The organism is Bradyrhizobium sp. YCK136 (genome assembly GCF_044570075.1).
Classification (GTDB): domain Bacteria; phylum Pseudomonadota; class Alphaproteobacteria; order Rhizobiales; family Xanthobacteraceae; genus Bradyrhizobium; species Bradyrhizobium diazoefficiens.
Genome location: NZ_CP172424.1, coordinates 1,140,529 through 1,159,674, shown reverse-complemented (window position 1 = coordinate 1,159,674; position 19,146 = coordinate 1,140,529). Strand labels below are relative to the sequence as shown.

General features: G+C 60.5%; 11 protein-coding genes and 5 pseudogenes. 7 read left to right on the top strand and 9 right to left on the bottom strand.

Translation table 11 applies throughout. From position 1 onward, the window contains the following. Nucleotides 1–15: 15 nt before the first annotated feature. Nucleotides 16–797, bottom strand: a pseudogene (locus ACFLEY_RS05555) (IS5-like element ISBj2 family transposase). Between the two features lie 545 nt (nucleotides 798–1,342). Between ACFLEY_RS05555 and ACFLEY_RS05550 the strand changes: the two are divergent. The 5 genes and pseudogenes from ACFLEY_RS05550 to ACFLEY_RS05530 all read left to right on the top strand — a co-directional run bounded on the left by ACFLEY_RS05550 (nucleotide 1,343) and on the right by ACFLEY_RS05530 (nucleotide 7,304). After that, nucleotides 1,343–1,765, top strand: coding sequence for a hypothetical protein (locus tag ACFLEY_RS05550; RefSeq protein WP_011084606.1), 423 nt, complete (start codon nucleotides 1,343–1,345; stop codon nucleotides 1,763–1,765). A 1,114-nt stretch (nucleotides 1,766–2,879) separates the two neighbouring features. Continuing rightward, nucleotides 2,880–3,491 (top strand): annotated as a pseudogene (locus ACFLEY_RS05545) (M16 family metallopeptidase); the annotation flags it as partial. A gap of 120 nt (nucleotides 3,492–3,611) precedes the next feature. Continuing rightward, a complete protein-coding gene (locus tag ACFLEY_RS05540) occupies nucleotides 3,612–4,955 on the top strand; it encodes an IS1380-like element ISBdi2 family transposase (protein ID WP_039183842.1) in 1,344 nt (447 codons plus the stop codon). Between the two features lie 159 nt (nucleotides 4,956–5,114). After that, nucleotides 5,115–5,852, top strand: a pseudogene (locus ACFLEY_RS05535) (M16 family metallopeptidase); the annotation flags it as partial. A 53-nt stretch (nucleotides 5,853–5,905) separates the two neighbouring features. Further along, nucleotides 5,906–7,304, top strand: a pseudogene (locus ACFLEY_RS05530) (M16 family metallopeptidase). Between the two features lie 221 nt (nucleotides 7,305–7,525). Here the strand turns inward: ACFLEY_RS05530 and tnpC are convergent. From tnpC to ACFLEY_RS05505, 5 genes and pseudogenes are all read right to left on the bottom strand, one after another. Continuing rightward, nucleotides 7,526–9,124, bottom strand: a complete 1,599-nt coding sequence (tnpC, locus tag ACFLEY_RS05525; protein ID WP_018270215.1) for an IS66 family transposase — start codon at nucleotides 9,122–9,124, stop codon at nucleotides 7,526–7,528. 100 nt (nucleotides 9,125–9,224) lie between these two features. Beyond that, entirely contained in the window at nucleotides 9,225–9,578 is a 354-nt protein-coding gene (gene tnpB / locus ACFLEY_RS05520; RefSeq protein ID WP_018270214.1) for an IS66 family insertion sequence element accessory protein TnpB, read from the bottom strand. After that, a complete protein-coding gene (gene tnpA / locus ACFLEY_RS05515; protein ID WP_035693717.1) occupies nucleotides 9,559–9,999 on the bottom strand; it encodes an IS66-like element accessory protein TnpA in 441 nt (146 codons plus the stop codon). Before tnpA ends, tnpB begins: the two co-directional genes overlap by 20 nt. Nucleotides 10,000–10,138: 139 nt before the next feature. After that, nucleotides 10,139–11,482 carry an IS1380-like element ISBdi2 family transposase gene (locus ACFLEY_RS05510; RefSeq protein ID WP_060909120.1) on the bottom strand — a complete coding sequence of 448 codons (1,344 nt, stop codon included), beginning with the start codon at nucleotides 11,480–11,482 and terminating at the stop codon, nucleotides 10,139–10,141. 331 nt (nucleotides 11,483–11,813) lie between these two features. After that, nucleotides 11,814–13,156, bottom strand: a pseudogene (locus tag ACFLEY_RS05505) (IS1380-like element ISBdi2 family transposase). Between the two features lie 954 nt (nucleotides 13,157–14,110). Between ACFLEY_RS05505 and ACFLEY_RS05500 the strand changes: the two are divergent. Next, complete coding sequence (locus ACFLEY_RS05500; RefSeq protein WP_060909121.1) at nucleotides 14,111–14,860, top strand: hypothetical protein; 750 nt, start codon at nucleotides 14,111–14,113, stop codon at nucleotides 14,858–14,860. A gap of 54 nt (nucleotides 14,861–14,914) precedes the next feature. Next, nucleotides 14,915–15,634 (top strand): hypothetical protein, encoded by a 720-nt coding sequence (locus ACFLEY_RS05495; protein ID WP_011084599.1) that lies wholly within the window; start codon nucleotides 14,915–14,917, stop codon nucleotides 15,632–15,634. 158 nt (nucleotides 15,635–15,792) lie between these two features. Here the strand turns inward: ACFLEY_RS05495 and ACFLEY_RS05490 are convergent, their stop codons facing one another. From ACFLEY_RS05490 to ACFLEY_RS05480, 3 genes are all read right to left on the bottom strand, one after another. Then, nucleotides 15,793–16,620, bottom strand: coding sequence for an NEL domain-containing protein (locus ACFLEY_RS05490; protein WP_249163535.1), 828 nt, complete (start codon nucleotides 16,618–16,620; stop codon nucleotides 15,793–15,795). 41 nt (nucleotides 16,621–16,661) lie between these two features. After that, nucleotides 16,662–17,180: a hypothetical protein gene (locus tag ACFLEY_RS05485; protein ID WP_060909122.1), complete on the bottom strand. Its 519-nt coding sequence runs from the start codon at nucleotides 17,178–17,180 to the stop codon at nucleotides 16,662–16,664. A 119-nt stretch (nucleotides 17,181–17,299) separates the two neighbouring features. After that, nucleotides 17,300–17,689, bottom strand: a complete 390-nt coding sequence (locus tag ACFLEY_RS05480; protein WP_060909123.1) for a hypothetical protein — start codon at nucleotides 17,687–17,689, stop codon at nucleotides 17,300–17,302. Nucleotides 17,690–19,146 lie beyond the last annotated feature (1,457 nt).

Sequence of the window (19,146 nt, the reverse complement as noted above, 5' to 3'; positions counted from 1 at the left end):
GGCTAGGGTCCAGACTCAATTGAGCCAATATGCGACGAGAGCGGCGAGATGAACAGCGGCCAAAAAATTACGGGCGAGCTTGTCATATCGCGTGGCGATGCGCCGGAAGTCCTTGAGCCTGCAAAAGCAGCGTTCGATGACATTTCGTCCTTTGTAGGCGCGTTTGTTGAAGCGATGGATGACGACACGGTTAGATTTATTGGGGATTACGGGCTTGGCGCCACGACGAATGATTTCGCCGCGAAGCTTGTCGCCATCATACCCTTTGTCGGCGAGGAGCACGCTCATGGGTGGCGCGAGCGCCAGGACATCGGGAGCCGCAGCGATATCGGCATCCTGGCCTGGAGTCAGATGCAGGACGACCGGCCGGCAGAGCGGATCGCTCAGCGCATGGATTTTTGTCGTGCGGCCTCCGCGCGAGCGGCCGATTGCTTGATTGTGCTCCCCCCTTTTCCGCCGGAGGCACACCGGTGAGCTTTAATCGAGGTCGAGTCGAGCGACAGTACGACGCCGTCTTCGCCAGGCTTGGCCAGCGCTTCGAAGATTGCGCACCATCGTCCTCGCTTGGCCCAGCGATTGAAGCGATTGTAGATCGTCGTGTAAGGGCCGTATTCACGTGGACAATCACGCCATCGTGCACCCGATTGCAGCAGTGAATGATGCCGCTGACGATGCGTCGGTCGTCGTCCCGATCCGGCCCCGTCAGTCCCCTCGGCAGATGCGGTTCGATACGCGCCCATTGCCTGTCGTTCAGCCAAAACAAACCAGCGCGCATTCTCTCGCCCCCGAATCAACACGTAGGCAAGAGAATCACGTGGCGCTATTTAGGTACAGACCCTAGGCTTACTATGAGCGCGGAACCCCACTCCGGCGCGGCCTCGCCGACATAACAGGACGTGTTATGTTTCAAAACACTAAAGCTCTATCTAACAGCGAACGTGCGTCCGAGCTCGATGAAATGGGAACGAGCTCGGACGATGGCTCCCACACGGATAGCCAAAGATTCTTGGATGTATTCTCTGCTCTGAGTTTGGCGCCATCGAGCTGCTCCGTTGATGCATCTTTGGCAGCAGTCCCGCCATACGCGCTGGTTGACGAGCGGCCAGCGGTTGAGATCTCAAAATCTTCGTTTGAGAATAAGCTGGCAGATTTTTATGGAGGAGACATAGAGGATTGCTGCCAATCCGCAGCGATACTCGCGCTGGGTTTCCGAAAAGGCTCACGCACAGCGGACACTGCATTTCGCTTCGGCACGAAGTCTATTTCGGAGAAATCGTGTTTTCTCAGCTATCAGCTTGGGAACAAGAGCGTCGGGCTTCTGAGAACGGAACCCGGAGGCCGCATGAGTGAGCTGTTCAAGGGCAACAATGATTGGCGCCATCAATTTCCTGGACGAGATGAAATCACCTCAACAATAGCTTTCCGGGTTACTCATCCGCTCGTCGAGAACGCGGGCGATATCTTGCTTGAACATCAGCTCCAGATCGACGGAAATAAACCGCTCGTTCTCTCCCACTCTTCCAATCCGGAAGCGAAAGCCCGCGCGGCAGCGTTGGGCTTTCTTGAGGTTAGTGACTCGATGATGGTGCTAGATCCCACCAAGCACGATGACAAATGGAAGAACGAAGGCGGCAATTGGCAGCGGGCGGGTAAGCCGCCTTTGTATCTTGCCGCGACTGAAGACAACAGCGGCAATGCCAAGTATACCGAGAGTGTAGCGAAGCCCGCGAACGATCCGTATGATGAGGAATATGACTTTATGTAGAGCCTACAGGCATCACACGAAGAGCAATTGGCCGGATCGGCGGGGCAAGATCAGGCCTCCATCTCATTTCCTGCTGCATGTACTCTTGAGCACCGACATCTTTTCCGTATCCGCAGGCGGAGTTGGACTGCGCTGTGGGTCCTTTCGTCTGGCGGAATCAAGCCGGACGAGCCGCAGATCGATTATCTCTCGGACTCCGCAGCCTCGTGTTCCTCCTGATCTGCAGCTTGCGCCAGCAAAGAGCCTCCTTGTATCAGCCGAAATGACGCGGTCTATCGGCACTGCGAAGCTACAGCGCGCGATGGCGGCGCACGATCTCCATGACACCCGGTCCTGCCATGTGAGGATCTCCTCCTCTGCCTTCCCGGGAAAAAACTTGCTCGCAAACCGTTTTCAGCCCTTTAGCCGCCGGCAGCGGACGGCATGATTGGTTGGCAGAATCTTGCCGGCATGAACGTCCTCCGGGAGGATCACATCCTCATCAAACCCGCTCGGCACTGCTACATCCACGCCCTTCTGGCATCTTGTCGTTCAGATAAGAGAGAGGAGAAATAGCGAAGTAGTTAACATGCGCCAACCAGGCTCCGGCTTGCAACCGCAAATCACATGACCGCGATCTGCGGTGCCCTTGGTATCCTTAATCTGAGTGACTTGTTGGCAGGTGATTTAAGGACGGTGAGCGGTGCGCTCGGCTTCCCTTTGCCTTACGTAAACCGCGACGGCCGGCAAGTGACTTCCACTGTCTCATCGAAGCTATCGCTGAGCATTTGTTTACCTCGCGCGTCAACAACCGATGGGCTTTTGCGGCAAATCTTCTCAATCGCGCTCCCCCGCGGCACCTGATGCGCGCGGCCGATAACCTACGCTGTTGTCGCACGTTCATCCTGGACTACTTCGGCGCAGTGTACTCAGAGGAGCTGCTCGCTGGCAGACAAATCGTCAAGCCGCTCATCGTGTAGAGCGAGATGTGTGACGGCAAGCTGCTGAGTGTTGTGCCAGCGTATATCGCGCTTGATCTACCCCCAAATCTCCAGAGACGCCAAGTTCTCCTGAGACGTTGTGCGCAAGGTTGTGTTCATGACATGTCGACGGTTACATATGGCCACCTGAAGCCTTGGACTCGACGACGCGCACCACTCCGGCGGTTAGCGTCTATGCCGGCACGGTCAGGTCAGATCGACCAGCATGCTTCACGCTTCAGAACGACCTGCAGGTGGTTGTGATCCAGGATCATCGCACACCAGTCGTCACTCAGATGATCTGGTATAAGGTCGGTTCCGCGGATGAACCGCCCGGCAAATCGGGGCTTGCGCATTTCCTCGAACACCTGATGTTCAAGGGTACCTCCAAACATCCAGCGGATGAATTCTCCAAGGCCGTGCTGCGCGCCGGCGGCTACCAGAACGCCTTTACCGGGTTCGACTTCACCAGCTACTTCCAGCACGTGCCTCGAGAGCACCTCGGCAAGATGATGGAATTTGAAGCCGACCGCATGACCGGTCTCGTTCTCAAGGACGAGAACGTCCTCTCCGAGCGAGACGTCGTGCTGGAGGAATTCAATATGAGGGTCGCCAACCATCCAGGTAACCGGCTTGCTGAGCAGATGATGGCGGCGCTTTACCTCAACCACCCCTACGGCCACCCTATTATCGGGTGGCGCCAGGAAATCGAAAAGCTTACCCGAGAGGACGCGCTTGCCTTCTACCGGCGCTTCTATGCACCTAACCTGTCTTATTCGTAAGAGGCGCCCGAGAGGCTGGCGAGCGTGGTGTAAAGCGCTGATACGGCGTAGGATTCGGTTGTGAAGCCAACCCCATCACCTCCAACCGCGAACGCCACGCCCGCCATGACCGACGATACGATTCCGCCCTTCTCGTTTCCAGCCATTCACGCCAAGAAAGTCACAGCTGCCTTCGATGGTGGGCGCCTAACCTCGAACGGGGGCGTGATGCTTCTGGCGATGGCCGAGCGGCGTCTCGGCTTGGCCGACAATCTGGCCCGGGTGTTCCCGGATCGGCGCGATCCGACGCGGGTCGTGCACAGCCTGGTCGATATGTTCCGCGCGCGCATGTTCGCGATCTGCTGCGGCTACGAGGACGCCGACGACCTCGATCATCTGCGGTCCGATCCGGCATTCAAGCTGGCCTGCGGTCGCCTACCGGACACGGGCCGGGATCTGTGTTCCCAGCCGACGCTGTCGCGGCTGGAGAATGCTCCGCGCCTGCGCGACGTGATCCGACTGACCTACATTTTGGTCGACGCATGGATGGATAGCTACCCCCACGAGCCGGCATCCGTCACGCTCGACATCGATGATACCTGCGACGTCGTCCACGGCCATCAGCAGCTCTCGCTGTTCAACGCTCATTATGACGAACGCTGCTTTCTGCCGATCCACGTCTACGACACGGAGAAGAGCCGGCCCGTGGCCGTCGTGCTGCGGCCCGGCAAGACGCCGGGCGGCGTCGAGGTGCGTGCCCATCTGCGCCGCCTGGTACGGCATATCCGCACGCGATGGCACAACACGCGAATTACGTTCCGTGGCGACGGGCACTATGCCCGGCCGGAGGCCATGGCGTGGTGCGAGACCAACGGCATCGACTACATCTTCGGTCTGTCCGGCACCAAGCCTCTCGCCAGAAAAGTCGACGAGGTCGCCGACGACATCCGCACCCGACGCGCCATCGAGAACCTGCCGGTTCTGCGTGGCTATACCGAGACCCGCCACAAGGCAAAGTCCTGGGATCGCGAACGGCGCACCGTCGCCCGTATTGAGGCGACGATGCTCGGCCTCGACATCCGTTTCGTCGTCACCAGCCTCGATGTCGGCTCGGCCGAGTGGATCTACGACAGCCTGTATTGCGCGCGCGGCCAAGCAGAGAATCTGATCAAGCTGCATAAGACACAGCTCGCCTCCGACCGCACCAGCTGCCGTTCGGCGCTCGCCAACCAGGTCCGTCTCGTGCTCCATACGGCCGCTTATTGGCTGATGCTGACCGTGCGCGACGCCATTCCCAAAGCCCGGGAATTGGCCACTGCCGAGTTCGCGACGCTGCGTCTTCGTCTCTTGAAACTCGCTGCCCGTGTGGTCGAGACCACGAGCCGCATTCGCCTTGCGTTTGCCGCGGCATGTCCCGAAGCCGACCTGATCCGCGGCTTGCCCGGCGCGCTGCTCCCGCTCGGTCCGTAACCGACCGGGCCTGCGCCCGCTCACCCGCCCCACTCCTCCATCGCCTACAAAACAGCTTGATGCAGAACCCGGTGAGAAAAGGCCGGACGGTCACCCACGCCAGCCGCCAGCCCCCGTCAGACGTCAAGAACGACCGTGCTCTCGTGAATAGATCGGGCTAACAACGCGGTCCTGATTGTCGCTGGCGACGTAGCCACCAAGGAAATGCGCTCCATGGTGAAGGAGACGTTTGGCGGCATCCCCGCGCAACCTTCGATTCCCAAGGAACGCCTGCGGCCGCAGGAACCGCCGCCGGCCGCGCAGCGCAGAGTGACACTGGCCGATGCCCGCGTCGAGCAGCCGGCCCTGCGCCGCTATTATCTCGTACCCTCGACTCGCAGCGCGGCCGCGGGCGAGGGTCCAGCGCTTGAGGTGCTCGAGCAGTTGATGGGCGGCGGCGTTAACTCATATCTCTATCTCTCGCTGGTTGTCGAAAAGCAGCTCGCGGTCACCGCCAGGGCGAGCTACCACTCTGCCGCGCTCGATCCATCGCTATTCGAGATTTCCGTCATACCAAAGCCTGGCGCCAACCTCAGCCTGATCGAGCGCTGCATCGACGAGGTAATCGCCGGTATTGCCCGTAATCCCGCGAATGCCGAAGATCTCCAGCGGGCGAAGACGCGGCTAACCGCGCAAGTCGCCTACGCCCAAGACAGTCAGGAACTGCTCGCTCACTGGTATGGCCGCGCCCTGACGACGGGACTATGCATCGAGGATGTACAACGCTGGCCGGACGACATCCGAGCGGTCGGCGCACCACAGGTGCATGAGGCCGCGCGGAAATGGCTCGACAAGAAACGAGCGGTAACCGGCTATCTCGTCAAAGAGTCTACCCCGCAACACTGGGAGACGCTCTAGTGATCCATCCTTGCACTCGACGCGGGATCCTCCTTGGAGGAGCCTCCCTCTCCATGGCGGTGCTCGCTTCGTCAAATTCGCATGCCGCACCACGATCACTGGACCGGCCCAGGATCAAGCGTTTGATTTCGTCTTGCGGCATAGAAGCCTGGTTCGTGCAGGACTCCACTGTCCCATTGATCTCGATGGAATATGCCTTCACCGGCGGCGCGGCTCAGGATCCCGCTCAAAGACCTGGCGTAGCCCACATGGTTTCTGGGCTGCTCAAGGAAGGTTCCGGCAAATTTGACTTCAAGACCTTTCATCAGCGGCTGGACCGCCATGCCATTGAGCTGCGTTTTCACGTGACCCATGATCACTTCCGCGGTGCCTTGCGCACGATCAATGACAGCGCGGAGGAGGCCTTCGAGCTTTTACGGATCGCGCTAACCTCGCCGCGTTTTGAGGCCGCCGACGTCGAACGGAACCGTGCCGCTGTGCTTGCGCGCCTTCGGCACGACTCAACCGATCCTTCGTCGCTGGCTCGCCGCAAGTTCCTCGAAGTCGCTTTTGGGGATCATCCCTATGCTCGCCCAGTCGATGGCTACTTGGAAAGCGTGCCGAAGATAGAGGATCTCAAGGGTTATGTCCGGCGCGTCATTGCAAAAAGACACGCTCAAAATCGCGGTGGTCGGCGGGGTCGATCCAGGGGCCGTCTGCAAGCTGCTCGATAAGACCTTTGGCAGCCTGCCGAGCAACGCGGAAGCGATGCCGGTCGCCGACGTCATCGCAGCAAAGCCGCCGCAGCGGGTCTTTATTCAGCTCGATGTGCCGCAGACAGTTGTGACTTTTGGCGGTCCAGCCGTCCGTCGCAGCGAGCCGGGTTTCATGCCCGCCTGTATCGTCAACCACATTCTCGGCGGCGGCGGCCTGACGTCACGCCTGTTCCGCGAAGTCCGCGAGAAGCGCGGACTGGCTTATTCAGTCCGTGAGCAGCTTGTCTGGCTGGATCATTCAGCCATGTTTCTCGGTACCAGCGGCACCTGCGCCGATCGGGCCGGCGAAACGGTTGAAGAAATCGAGAAGCAGGTCCGACAGATCGCCGCGGAAGGACCGACTCAGCAGGAGCTCGATGACGCAAAGTCCTACCTGAAGGGCTCGCAACTGGTAGCTCTCAACACATCATCAAAACTGGCGCGAACGCTACTGCAGCATCAGCTTGACAAGTTGCCTATCGACTATCTCGAAAACCAGAATGCCGTCGTCGATGCGGTGACGCTGGAAGACGCCAAGAGAGCAGCGCAGCGGCTGTGGGGCGGGGGTCTGCTCACAATTATCGTCGGCCGCGCCCCAAAGGACGCAGCGCAGGCGGCCATTGTGCCGTCCAGGACTACACCCCCGCCGGGCGCCGATCAGCTAGACACCGGCCCGACGACGCCGCCCAATTTATTTTCTAGCAGCCCATGTGCTTAGCCCGATCTATTCACGAGAGCACGGTCGTTCTTGACGTCTGACGGGGGCTGGCGGCTGGCGTGGGTGACCGTCCGGCCTTTTCTCACCGGGTTCTACATCAAGCTGTTTTGTAAGCGCGTATTTTACCGCACAGGCTACGCGCGCGGCTGGCCGCGGCGTCGCGTGACGCCGGGCCCCAGCAGTGTCATCGGAACGGCTTGGTTGACCTGAGCGTTCGAACGTCAGCCGCTATTCTCAGCTGGCAGGTTTTTTTGAGCGGTGCAGTTGAACGGCAACAGATCTTCGATATCGGCGTCTGGCGCGCGCTGGGGCAATTCGGTGAGCGCGTGACGTAGCCATGCATAGGGATCGACGCCGCATGCCCGGCATGTCAGCACCAAACTGTAGATCACGGCGCTTGCCTTGGCGCCGGCAACGGTGTCGCTGAACAGCCAACTTTTTCGTCCGGTGCAAAACGGCCTGATGTCGCGCTCCAGAACATTGTTATCGATCGGGGCGAGACCGTCACTGGTGTAACGGGTCAGATAATCCCATTGGTTGCGCGCATAGGCGATCGCCTTGCCGGTCAAGCTTTCGGGGAGGACCTTCGGCGCCTGGTCGTCGAGCCAGGTCCGGAAGGCGGCCAATACCGGCAGGCTATGCTGCTGGCGCAGCCGCAAGGTGTATGCGGCGCGCGTTTCGTCGTCGGGCGGCGTCTGGCGCGCCACCCTCTCGACCTCATACAACGCCTCGAAGAACTTGAGCGCCTGCAATGGCGGACCGCCGGGCGTCTTCCTGGCCTTGAGCGCATCGGTAAATTTCCTGCGCGCATGCGCCATACAGCCAAGATGGGTCGCGCCTGTCAGCGTGCCCCAGGCGTCATAGCCGTCGCTCATCAACAAGCCACGATAGCCGGCCAGGAAGGCCTGAGGATGTTCCTGGCCGCGACCGGGCTGGTAATCGAACAGCACGACCGGCTGCGCGCAGTCCTGGCCGCTGCGATAGGCCCACATGAAGGATTTGGCCTGCGCATCCCGGCCGTCCTCTTTCAGAACCTGGACCCAGGTTTCGTCGCCGTGGACCAGGGGCTGCGACCTGAGCTTTTGCTGTAGCGCGTCATAGACCCGATGCAGATGCAACTCGCTCGCCCGGATCACCCAGTTGCCCAGCGTCCCGCGGCTGATGCTGACGTCGGCGCGCCCCAGCGCGTCCGCCACACGGTACAGCGGCGTGCCGTCGACGTATTTGTTGGCGAGCACCAGCGCCAGCGTCGATGGCGTGGCGACGCTACCCGGCAGCGGCTGCGCCGGCATCGGCGCGGTCACGATCGGGGTGTTCAGCGCGGTGCGCTCGCAGTGACGGCAGGCATATTTGAACCGCACATGTTGCAGCACTGACGCCTTCACCTCGACGTGCAACTGCTCGGTGACGGTCTCGCCCATCCGATGCATCCGATTGCGGCAGCACGGACAGTCCTTTTGATCCTCACCCAGATCATGTTCGACGCGTTGGCGCGGCAGATCGTCAGGCAGCGGCTTGCGGCCGCGTGTCTTCGGTGCCGGCTTTGGAGCCTCCGGCAATCCCGTGTCCGGCACGGCGACCGCCTCGACATCGTCGTCGTCCCGGCTTTCAGCGGCGGCCTGCTCGGCTTCGTTGAAGATGCGCTCCTTGAGCTTTTCGCTCTTCGGCGCGTAGCGGCGCAAGCGCTCCAGGCGCAACTGCTCCTCAAGATGCAGGACGCGTTGCGCGAGTTTCTCGTTCTCCGCCTTCAGCGCCGCGAGCTCGGCCGCGTGCGCCGCGATCAAGGCTTCCAGCTCGTGCGTCGTGGGCCTGCGACTCATCGTAGTCTTGAATCGAAGTCATGCCGCCGCGTCAACCGAGTTCCATGCGGTGGCCGGCGTCATCCGATAGCGCTGATGACGCCGCCCGCATCGAACACGCTCAGCCCACGCTGTGATATTGCCGCACCGGATGACGACGCACCGCCGCGATGTTGATGCCGTCAAGCAGCCAGTGCAGCTCCTCCGTCGTCAGCGTCAGCACCGCCTCCTGACTTCGGGGCCAGTGGAATCTGTCGGCCTCCAGCCGCTTCAGCAGCATCCAAAATCCTGACCGGTCATAAATCAGCAGCTTGATCCGGTCGCGGCGACGATTGCAGAACGCGAACACCGCGCGCTGGAACGGATCCAGCCCCATCGACTGCTCGACCACGATCGCCAGGCTGTTGATGCCCGCCCGGAAGTCAATCGGTTCGCGGTGAAGGTAGACCCGAAGATCAGACGCCAGCCGGAACATCGCAACGCCCCAGCGCTTCAATCACCGCCGACAGCAACTGCGCGTCGCCGCCTTCCAGCGAAAGCGTCACGCCGTTGGGCATCGATGCCGTCAGCCGCCCTGCACAGGATCGCTCCGTCGCGCAAACCGCGATCGCGCCAGCAGATCGAGTTGGCGACGGCGACGGCGCGCGAACCGGAACAAAGGCTGGCGCAATCGGCGCCTCCGGCTGGCCATCCCCGTTCTGACGTTGTCGCTTGGCCACCCATTTGCGCAGCAGGTTCGCGTTCACGCCGTGTTGCAACGCCAGCCCCGCCAGCGACACGCCAGGCTGCAGACAGGCCTCGACCAGCCGCTGTTTGCTGGCCGGATCATAGCGACGCCGCCCATTGCGCAACACGCCGACCGTCTCAAGTCTCAAAAGTTCTTCTGGAGTGATCATCGATGGTGTCCACCTCGTTCATGGTGGACACCTCATCCCATCCCCGCGCTCAACTGCATAGGTGCGTAGAAAGGAGCGCTTACGCTGTTTTGTAGGCGATGGAGGAGTGGGGCGGGTGAGCGGGCGCAGGCCCGGTCGGTTACGGACCGAGCGGGAGCAGCGCGCCGGGCAAGCAGCGGATCAGGTCGGCTTCGGGACATGCCGCGGCAAACGCAAGGCGAATGCGGCTCGAGGTCTCGACCACACGGGCGGCGAGCTTCAAGAGCCGAAGACGCAGCGTCGCGAACTCGGCAGCGGCCAATTCCCGGACTTTGGGAATGGCGTCGCGCACGGTCAGCATCAGCCAATAAGCGGCCGTATGGAGCACGAGACGGACCTGGTTGGCGAGCGCCGAACGGCAGCTGGTGCGGTCGGAGGCGAGCTGTGTCTTATGCAGCTTGATCAGATTCTCTGCTTGGCCGCGCGCGCAATACAGGCTGTCGTAGATCCACTCGGCCGAGCCGACATCGAGGCTGGTGACGACGAAACGGATGTCGAGGCCGAGCATCGTCGCCTCAATACGGGCGACGGTGCGCCGTTCGCGATCCCAGGACTTTGCCTTGTGGCGGGTCTCGGTATAGCCACGCAGAACCGGCAGGTTCTCGATGGCGCGTCGGGTGCGGATGTCGTCGGCGACCTCGTCGACTTTTCTGGCGAGAGGCTTGGTGCCGGACAGACCCAAGATGTAGTCGATGCCGTTGGTCTCGCACCACGCCATGGCCTCCGGCCGGGCATAGTGCCCGTCGCCACGGAACGTAATTTGCGTGTTGTGCCATCGCGTCCGGATATGCCGTACCAGGCGGCGCAGATGGGCACGCACCTCGACGCCGCCCGGCGTCTTGCCGGGCCGCAGCACGACCGCCACGGGCCGGCTCTTCTCCGTGTCGTAGACGTGGATCGGCAGAAAGCAGCGTTCATCATAATGAGCGTTGAACAGCGAGAGCTGCTGATGGCCGTGGACGACGTCGCAGGTATCATCGATGTCGAGCGTGACGGATGCCGGCTCGCGCGGGTAGCTATCCATCCATGCGTCGACCAAAATGTAGGTCAGTCGGATCACGTCGCGCAGGCGCGGAGCATTCTCCAGCCGCGACAGCGTCGGTTGGGAACACAGATCGCGGCCCGTGTCCGGCAGCCGTCCGCAGGCCAGCTTGAATGCGGGATCGGACCGCAGATGATCGAGGTCGTCGGCGTCCTCGTAGCCGCAGCAGATCGCGAACATGCGCGCGCGGAACATATCGACCAGGCTGTGCACGACCCGCGTCGGATCGCGCCGATCCGGGAACACCCGGGCCAGATTGTCGGCCAAGCCGAGACGCCGCTCGGCCATCGCCAGAAGCATCACGCCCCCGTTCGAGGTTAGGCGCCCACCATCGAAGGCAGCTGTGACTTTCTTGGCGTGAATGGCTGGAAACGAGAAGGGCGGAATCGTATCGTCGGTCATGGCGGGCGTGGCGTTCGCGGTTGGAGGTGATGGGGTTGGCTTCACAACCGAATCCTACGCCGTATCAGCGCTTTACACCACGCTCGCCAGCCTCTCGGGCGCCTCTTACGAATAAGACAGGTTAGCTCTCGCGCGCAGAGAGGCCTTTAGCCACTCACCTTTAGCCCGTCCTATTCGTGAGAGTGCGGCTTTGGGGCCCGATTGATGCGGCCGAACATCTTGTCTGACGAGGCGCACAGGATTGCCTTCGGCTTTTCACCGCCTGACGACCCGTACTTTGCAACGCGCTTGAGGGATAGGTTGGGCGAACGGGGGGCGGACGCCCCGCCGGTCAAGGACTGAGCGGCAGCAGCGCGCCGGGCAAGCCGCGGATCAGGTCGGCTTCGGGACATGCCGCGGCGAACGCAAGGCGAATGCGGCTCGTGGTCTCGACCACACGGGCAGCGAGTTTCAAGAGCCGAAGACGCAGCGTCGCGAACTCGGCAGCGGCCAATTCCCGGACTTTGGGAATGGCCTCGCGCACGGTCAGCATCAGCCAATAAGCGGCCGTATGGAGCACGAGACGGACCTGGTTGGCGAGCGCCGAACGGCAGCTGGTGCGGTCGGAGGCGAGCTGTGTCTTATGCAGCTTGATCAGATTCTCGGCTTGGCCGCGCGCGCAATACAGGCTGTCGTAGATCCACTCGGCCGAGCCGACATCGAGGCTGGTGACGACGAAACGGATGTCGAGGCCGAGCATCGTCGCCTCAATACGGGCGACAGTGCGCCGTTCGCGATCCCAGGACTTTGCCTTGTGGCGGGTCTCGGTATAGCCACGCAGAACCGGCAGGTTCTCGATGGCGCGTCGGGTGCGGATGTCGTCGGCGACCTCGTCGACTTTTCTGGCGAGAGGCTTGGTGCCGGACAGACCCAAGATGTAGTCGATGCCGTTGGTCTCGCACCACGCCATGGCCTCCGGCCGGGCATAGTGCCCGTCGCCACGGAACGTAATTTGCGTGTTGTGCCATCGCGTGCGGATATGCCGTACCAGGCGGCGCAGATGGGCACGCACCTCGACGCCGCCCGGCGTCTTGCCGGGCCGCAGCACGACGGCCACGGGCCGGCTCTTCTCCGTGTCGTAGACGTGGATCGGCAGAAAGCAGCGTTCATCATAATGAGCGTTGAACAGCGAGAGCTGCTGATGGCCGTGGACGACGTCGCAGGTATCATCGATGTCGAGCGTGACGGATGCCGGCTCGTGGGGTAGCTATCCATCCATGCGTCGACCAAAGTGTAGGTCAGCCGGATCACGTCGCGCAGGCGCGGAGCATTCTCCAGCCGCGACAGCGTCGGCTGGGAACACAAATCCCGGCCCGTGTCCGGTAGGCGACCGCAGGCCAGCTTGAATGCCGGATCGGACCGCAGATGATCGAGGTCGTCGGCGTCCTCGTAGCCGCAGCAGATCGCGAACATGCGCGCGCGGAACATATCGACAAGGCTGTGCACGACCCGCGTCGGATCGCGCCGATCCGGGAACACCCGGGCCAGATTGTCGGCCAAGCCGAGACGCCGCTCGGCCATCGCCAGAAGCATCACGCCCCCGTTCGAGGTTAGGCGCCCACCATCGAAGGCAGCTGTGACTTTCTTGGCGTGAATGGCTGGAAACGAGAAGGGCGGAATCGTATCGTCGGTCATGGCGGGCGTGGCGTTCGCGGTTGGAGGTGATGGGGTTGGCTTCACAACCGAATCCTACGCCGCATCAGCGCTTTACACCACGCTCGCCAGCCCTCAGGCGCACTCTTACGAATAAGACGGGTTAAGTTGAAGAAAGATTGAGTGACTCCCGATCATTTCTGTGCCGAAACGTGGAGTCGCGGTCGTGCCGCGTCCAAAGAAACCGGCGCGAGCGGCCTATTAGACGCGGTAGGTGATCAGCCTCCGAAACGAGACTATCAAGCATGAAGAGATCGAGCGCGAGGCAGAGGTTTTATTTGTGTTGAATTCTTGCTTCTCGATAGTGGTCTGAAATCGTATCATCGGTCATGGCGGGCGTGGCGTTCGCGGTTGAGGTGATGGGGTTGGCTTCACAACCGAATCCTACGCCGCATCAGCGCTTTACACCACGCTCGCCAGCCTCTCAGGCGCCCTCTCGCGAATAAGACGGGTTAGCTCGTGGAGATATTCCTCGGCATGCCGAAAAGACGGCGATCTGATCCAGTAGACCTTTGATGGTCTGCGAAGCCATAGTCGGACCGCCTAGCATCCCCCCGATTTGCGCTTTCATCGAGCTCGCAATCTGACGCTACGTAAGACTCGGTCTCCCATTAAAATTTGATAGCGGCAGCGACAGCATCCATAGCGAACCTACGGCAATCCAACGATCACCATGGGCAGACTTTGATTCTTGCCCCGCATATTCCAGCCGCACACAAACCTCACGTAAATCACCAGTACAAGTGATTACTCCCATTGCCGGAGCTGCATCATCACGCGACGTTACTCGCTAGATGTTGAAAACGCTTATCAGTTGCAGAGCTCTCGCATCGGCGGTTCATTGCCCCTTCTTTCCGCCATGTTCGCACCCAAAGCAGTGACGCGCCGATAGCGCACTTTGCGCGCGGCAATAGCAAGAGCTCAGGAGATGTTTCTATGGTGAAGCCAGTGGTAATTGTAGTCGGTGCGGACAAGGGAGGAGTCGGCAAGACGACCGTATCACGAACGCTACTGGACTACTTTAGCGTCAATAACGTGCAAATACGCGCGTTCGACACGGAGTCGCCCCGGGGAACGCTGAAGCGCTTTTACCCCGGGATCACTGAGATCGTCGACATGACTGCGACGGCGGACCAGATGAAGATCTTCGATACCTTGAACTCAGGGCTGTCCGTCACTGTCATCGATGCTCGCGCAGGCCTACTGTCCTCTGCGCTGGCTTCCTTGCGCGACATCGGCTTTCTGGACTCGGCACGGTCTGGCCAGATCACATTTGCCGTGTTCCACATCCTGGGATCATCTATCGCGTCGCTAGACGAGATCGAGGAAACCGCGACTTTCATGACCGGTGCAAAGTACTACCTGGTCAAGAACTTCATCAACGACACTCAATTCTTCCAGTGGGATCAAGCCACTTATAATTCCTATTTTCATCGCATCAAACATGCGACTGAGTTGACCATCCCGAAGCTTAACGAGATGGCGTATGAGCAGGTGGAAGTCGCGTCCGTCCCGTTCATAGACTTCGTCGCGAACAAGGGACGCAATGATGAACCTGCGAACAACTCCTTCGTGCTGCGCGGCTATGTCCGGCACTGGCTGGCAAATGTCTGGAGCGAATTTGATCGCATCAACTTGACGGAATTGGCCGGGGCCAAGTCCGCCACCCGGGCCGGGGAGAAGTAGCCGTATATCCGGCAAGCTCGAGCCCACGCACGGAACGAAATTGATCTGCTGGCTATGTTAGCGACCCCCATCTACATCATCTGCTCACCTAGCCCGCAGGTCGGTAAAACCCTCATCGCTCGGGCCATGAGCGAGTTCTTGCTGCTGAAAGACGGTACAACGCTGTCGTTTGACGTCAACTTGAAAGAGCCATCATTGCTCGACTACCTGCCCAACATCACGGAGACCGCGGATGTGATCGACACATACGGCAAGATGCAGCTGATGGACCCTCTCATCGTTCACGATCGTGTACCCAAAGTAATCGATCTCGGCTTTCACGCCTTCGACGAATTCTTCAAGATGTGCGAGGAGATTGGCTTCGTCAAGGAGACGGCGCGGTGCTGTGTCACCCCTGTCGTACTCTTCGTCGCGGGCGCAGATCGCATCTCCTTTCGTGGTTACGAGATGCTGCGGCGGCGAATTCCCCCGGCCTCGCTGGTCATCATCCACAATGAATTCGCACTGCGCGGCGGATTACCTGAAGCGATGGACGGCGATCGGGTGATTCGAATTTCCGCACTACCGCTGTTCCTTAAGAGATATATAGATCGGCTTGGCTTTTCCTTCACTGGGTATCTGCGCAACGAGAAGGACTGGTCCACCGAGCTGCATCAATGGATCCGGCGGAATTACGGCATGTTTCGCGATCTGGATTCGAGTGTGACGCTGCGAAGGTGGGATCGGCCGCGGGGGACGGACATCGGTAGCCTACGTTGCACGAGGGCGACTTGAAGAGATCGGTCTGATCCCCCATCTATTTGTCTGGCCTATGAGAGGCCGTTGAGCGCTGAGTTCAACGGCGCTCGCAACGTGAACGCATTGCGTTTTGCTAATCTTCTCTTGGATGTCCATCCTATACCATGATCGTCCGCACGGACGCACGGGCGCAATTAACAGAGCTCATTCGGCAATGGCTCATGCAGACAGTCCGTCATGCAGGCAGTCCGTCCCGGAAGGCGTCGATTAAATTTTGACTTTTGTGACCGGCGAGGCGGATCGACGGACCCTCCTTCGGAGGTGCGCTCATAGCTGAAGGCCGAGCTTCCCGAGGACCTGATGCAGGAGCGCGCTTTTGATCGCGCGGGCAATCTCGTTTCGTATCTGGCGCCGAGGACCGGCTCGGCATCGGCATCGCCCGTCAGACCATGCTCAGCCAGTCGCTCATCCAAGCGGGTTTCAAATTGTACACCCATCACGCCGACGAGCCGCTCCTGCATTTCAGCATAATCTTGGGGTACCATACGCCTCACCACGCTTTCCCATGGTTGCCATCGCGTCGCTAAATAGTCCCGAAATTCCGCCGCTTCCCGCGCCGACGCCTCGGCCCTGGCCACATCGGCCTCGGTCACTTGAGACACATTCATGAAGCGCATGTCGGGAGCGTTGTGCCGCAGCTCCAGGGCGTCCCGCAGCTGGGTTTGGTAGGCAAGATAAACCTCGATCTCGTCGACATCCGCGTCGGGATCGGCACGGCGAAGTGAGTTGACCCTCTCGCGCGCGATCCCGTCAAGCGCTTCCAAGCGAAACAAGACGCGGTCGTTCTGGAGCAGTTCGCCGAGGCGCCCGTCATAGTGTCCGTCCTCGACATCAGCGTTCAGGCGTGCGGTCTGCATGCCGTTCCAGACCAAAGTAACGCGATCTTCGCAGCTCCCGTTCGCTCCCGAAGCCAACTCGAAATACTGCTCGCGTAAACGGGGCCTGACGGCTGCCTGCCGCAGATCTTCCGCGACCGCCAGGCGGAACGCCTAGTGATGGTCGTTCACGGTGCCGCGGAGCCTGTCGAGGAAGCGTGCATAATCCGCAGCCCCCAGCTCGTGGGCGAAGTGCTGCCAAGTGGCCTTGCCGTGGGATCGCCGTCGAGCCAGTCCGCGGCAACCTCTTGCAGGGACCGCGGCGCAACTTCCACCACTCCATCCGTGGCCGAGAAGAAAACCCGAGGGCCGGCATAGCCTCCCGCATGCATCGCTATTGCGAGGCCGGCCTGCACCCAATCGGCGAGCGGATTATTCTCCTGATTAACGCTCGAATCACGGCTTAGGTGCGTCAGCAGGGTCTCGGGTACGCCGGTCAGCTGATTGTTACTGGCGCCGAGCCATAGCAGCTGGTGCGGGACCGTCTCTAGTAGGCTCGTCAGCTGGTTGTGGCTCGCGCTGAACCATTCGAGCGTTGCCGGAAGAGGCTCGGGGAGGCCCGTCAACTGATTGTAGTCTACGTTCAGACGCTGGAGCCCGGCCGGAAGCCACGGCAGGTGGGTCAGGCGGTTACCGCTGGCGTCCAACTCCTCAAGCGTTGCTGGAAGAAGTTCGGCAAGGTTGCAAGCTGATTGTTATCGACATTCAGTCGCTGCAGTACCGGCGGCAGCTCTGCAGGCAGGCGCGTCAGCCCATTGCTGATGGCCTAGAGCCGCTGGAGGCCGGTTGAAAGTGTCACGGGCAGGCTGTCGAGCTGATTGTGATCCACATTCAGGCGGCGCACCTCGGCCAAAATGGGCGCAGGCAAGGCGGTAAGGGACCGAGACGACAGATCTAGCGGCTGATTGAGATCACCCGTCCCCCGCCAAGCCGACGTTCGGCTTACCGCTTGTTGCCGATACCCATGTTGCCCCTGCCCGTCTTCGGCAGCCCAGTTGGCCAGCACCTCCTCCGACGAGGCAACCGCTCCGGCAGCGGACGTGTGCACGCCGGCCAAGGTCTCTCCCCACAGCGGTGCGGCCGGAGAGCCCGGTTCGGAGCTTTCCAAATCGGAAGTTGCGGAAGGAATACGAGTGACGAGCTGTTCTGTGTTCATCGATATCGTTTCTTCGGTAGCAAAATGAAGCGAATGCGCCGGGGCGGCGCATCTTAGAACCGCCAATCCTCCACTATGGCTGACGCGCCACCGGCCCACAAGGAGTGAGGTGCGATCCCACAAGCGTGCCGACAGGCACGAATGGCCCGGATACGCTTCTGCAACTAGCACCCACTGCAGACAGTGTAGCGAATCCAGACGGCGTTTCGCTCGCGGATCAATTGATATTGCAGTCCACCGGTCTCGCCTGCGAGCTCTGCGCCCATTGAGCCAAGCCTGCAAGGGAGTAGCGGCGCTCATGATACGAGCGCCACCTGTCGATAACCTGACGCAGTCCGGAGCGACGAAATGACGGATGGCGTTTGTAATTCCGTAACCTTGGGCTCAGCTCTCCGCAGACGAATCACTTTGTGCTGGACCGGCTGGTGGCGGGTGCCGGTCCGCCGGCAGCAGCGCGTTTACGCCGGCAACTTTGCTGTGACGTGAGGCGAGGCGGCCATACTTCTCCCCGGGGTCAAACGCTTGGGCGATAGCTGAGCTCAAAAGCTTGCAGCCTATCGCGCTAACGCGCTTGGCTACGAGACGCAGCGCGCCCCGATGTGAACACCGCGGGCTCGCTAATTCTCTTCAATTCTCTTCGCGGAGTTCCCAGCCATTTTAACATTGGTCACGTGAACCGGCAAACGGCGATCGGGCGGCTCTTCACGGTATCCTTCCGACTGGATAATCGGACAGGTGCATCTGTCACTGGTACGACAGATTTTCTGTGTCGAGCTCAGTGTAGCCTAGCTGCGCCGCGACCAAATAACTCGAGCAGCTAGTGCGCCTTGTTGATCTCGCGTTAAACACGCTTAACCCTATGAGCGCTGGAATTGTGCAGGACACACGTTCGCGGCGCATTGAAACCGCGAGGATCTGCCGCGATTTCTCGCCAAACGCGCGGCGTAGGATGATATTGACTTATAAGCGTCGCATACATCGGACTTCTCGCCTCCTCCGGACACGAGCGGGCGATACGCCGTTGTCGGCTCAACTATCCGGCAGGAATGCGGAGCCAGGGAACGACCGCTCGACGAGCATCGCCATGTTTTACACTTAAGGATCAACATCCGTGATGACTTCGATTGATGATACGCTAAGTGAGATCAGATGGCTGCGAAACGGAATCTGGCGCTGCCGCCGGCTACTTAACACCGACCTGCCTGGCACCGAACGCAAGGCCCTTGAGAAGCGTCTGCATGAACAGCTCTCTGCCTTTGAACGGCTCTCGTCGACGGCGTTTCCTTTCGCCTTGAGCTCTAAAGTGTATTCGGTCAGGAGCACCACAATCGGGCGAAGCGACTCCCCTGAAGCGCCCATAGAGAACGCCGCAATGGTATCAAGCGGTTGCGTGGGGAAATCGATCAGCGGCTAACAAAAGAGGTTTCCTAGCCCAATCTGTTACAGCTCAGTCTAGT

What these genes read in the sequence shown, in the direction of transcription:
- ACFLEY_RS05540 (WP_039183842.1), top strand. Translation starts at nt 3,612, where the DNA reads ATGACCGACGATACGATTCCGCCCTTCTCGTTTCCAGCCATTCACGCC.
- ACFLEY_RS05550 (WP_011084606.1), top strand. Translation starts at nt 1,343, where the DNA reads ATGAGTGAGCTGTTCAAGGGCAACAATGATTGGCGCCATCAATTTCCT.
- ACFLEY_RS05510 (WP_060909120.1), bottom strand. Translation starts at nt 11,482, where the DNA reads ATGACCGACGATACGATTCCGCCCTTCTCGTTTCCAGCCATTCACGCC.
- tnpB (WP_018270214.1), bottom strand. Translation starts at nt 9,578, where the DNA reads ATGTTCCGGCTGGCGTCTGATCTTCGGGTCTACCTTCACCGCGAACCG.
- tnpA (WP_035693717.1), bottom strand. Translation starts at nt 9,999, where the DNA reads ATGATCACTCCAGAAGAACTTTTGAGACTTGAGACGGTCGGCGTGTTG.
- ACFLEY_RS05500 (WP_060909121.1), top strand. Translation starts at nt 14,111, where the DNA reads ATGGTGAAGCCAGTGGTAATTGTAGTCGGTGCGGACAAGGGAGGAGTC.
- tnpC (WP_018270215.1), bottom strand. Translation starts at nt 9,124, where the DNA reads ATGAGTCGCAGGCCCACGACGCACGAGCTGGAAGCCTTGATCGCGGCG.
- ACFLEY_RS05480 (WP_060909123.1), bottom strand. Translation starts at nt 17,689, where the DNA reads ATGAACACAGAACAGCTCGTCACTCGTATTCCTTCCGCAACTTCCGAT.
- ACFLEY_RS05495 (WP_011084599.1), top strand. Translation starts at nt 14,915, where the DNA reads ATGTTAGCGACCCCCATCTACATCATCTGCTCACCTAGCCCGCAGGTC.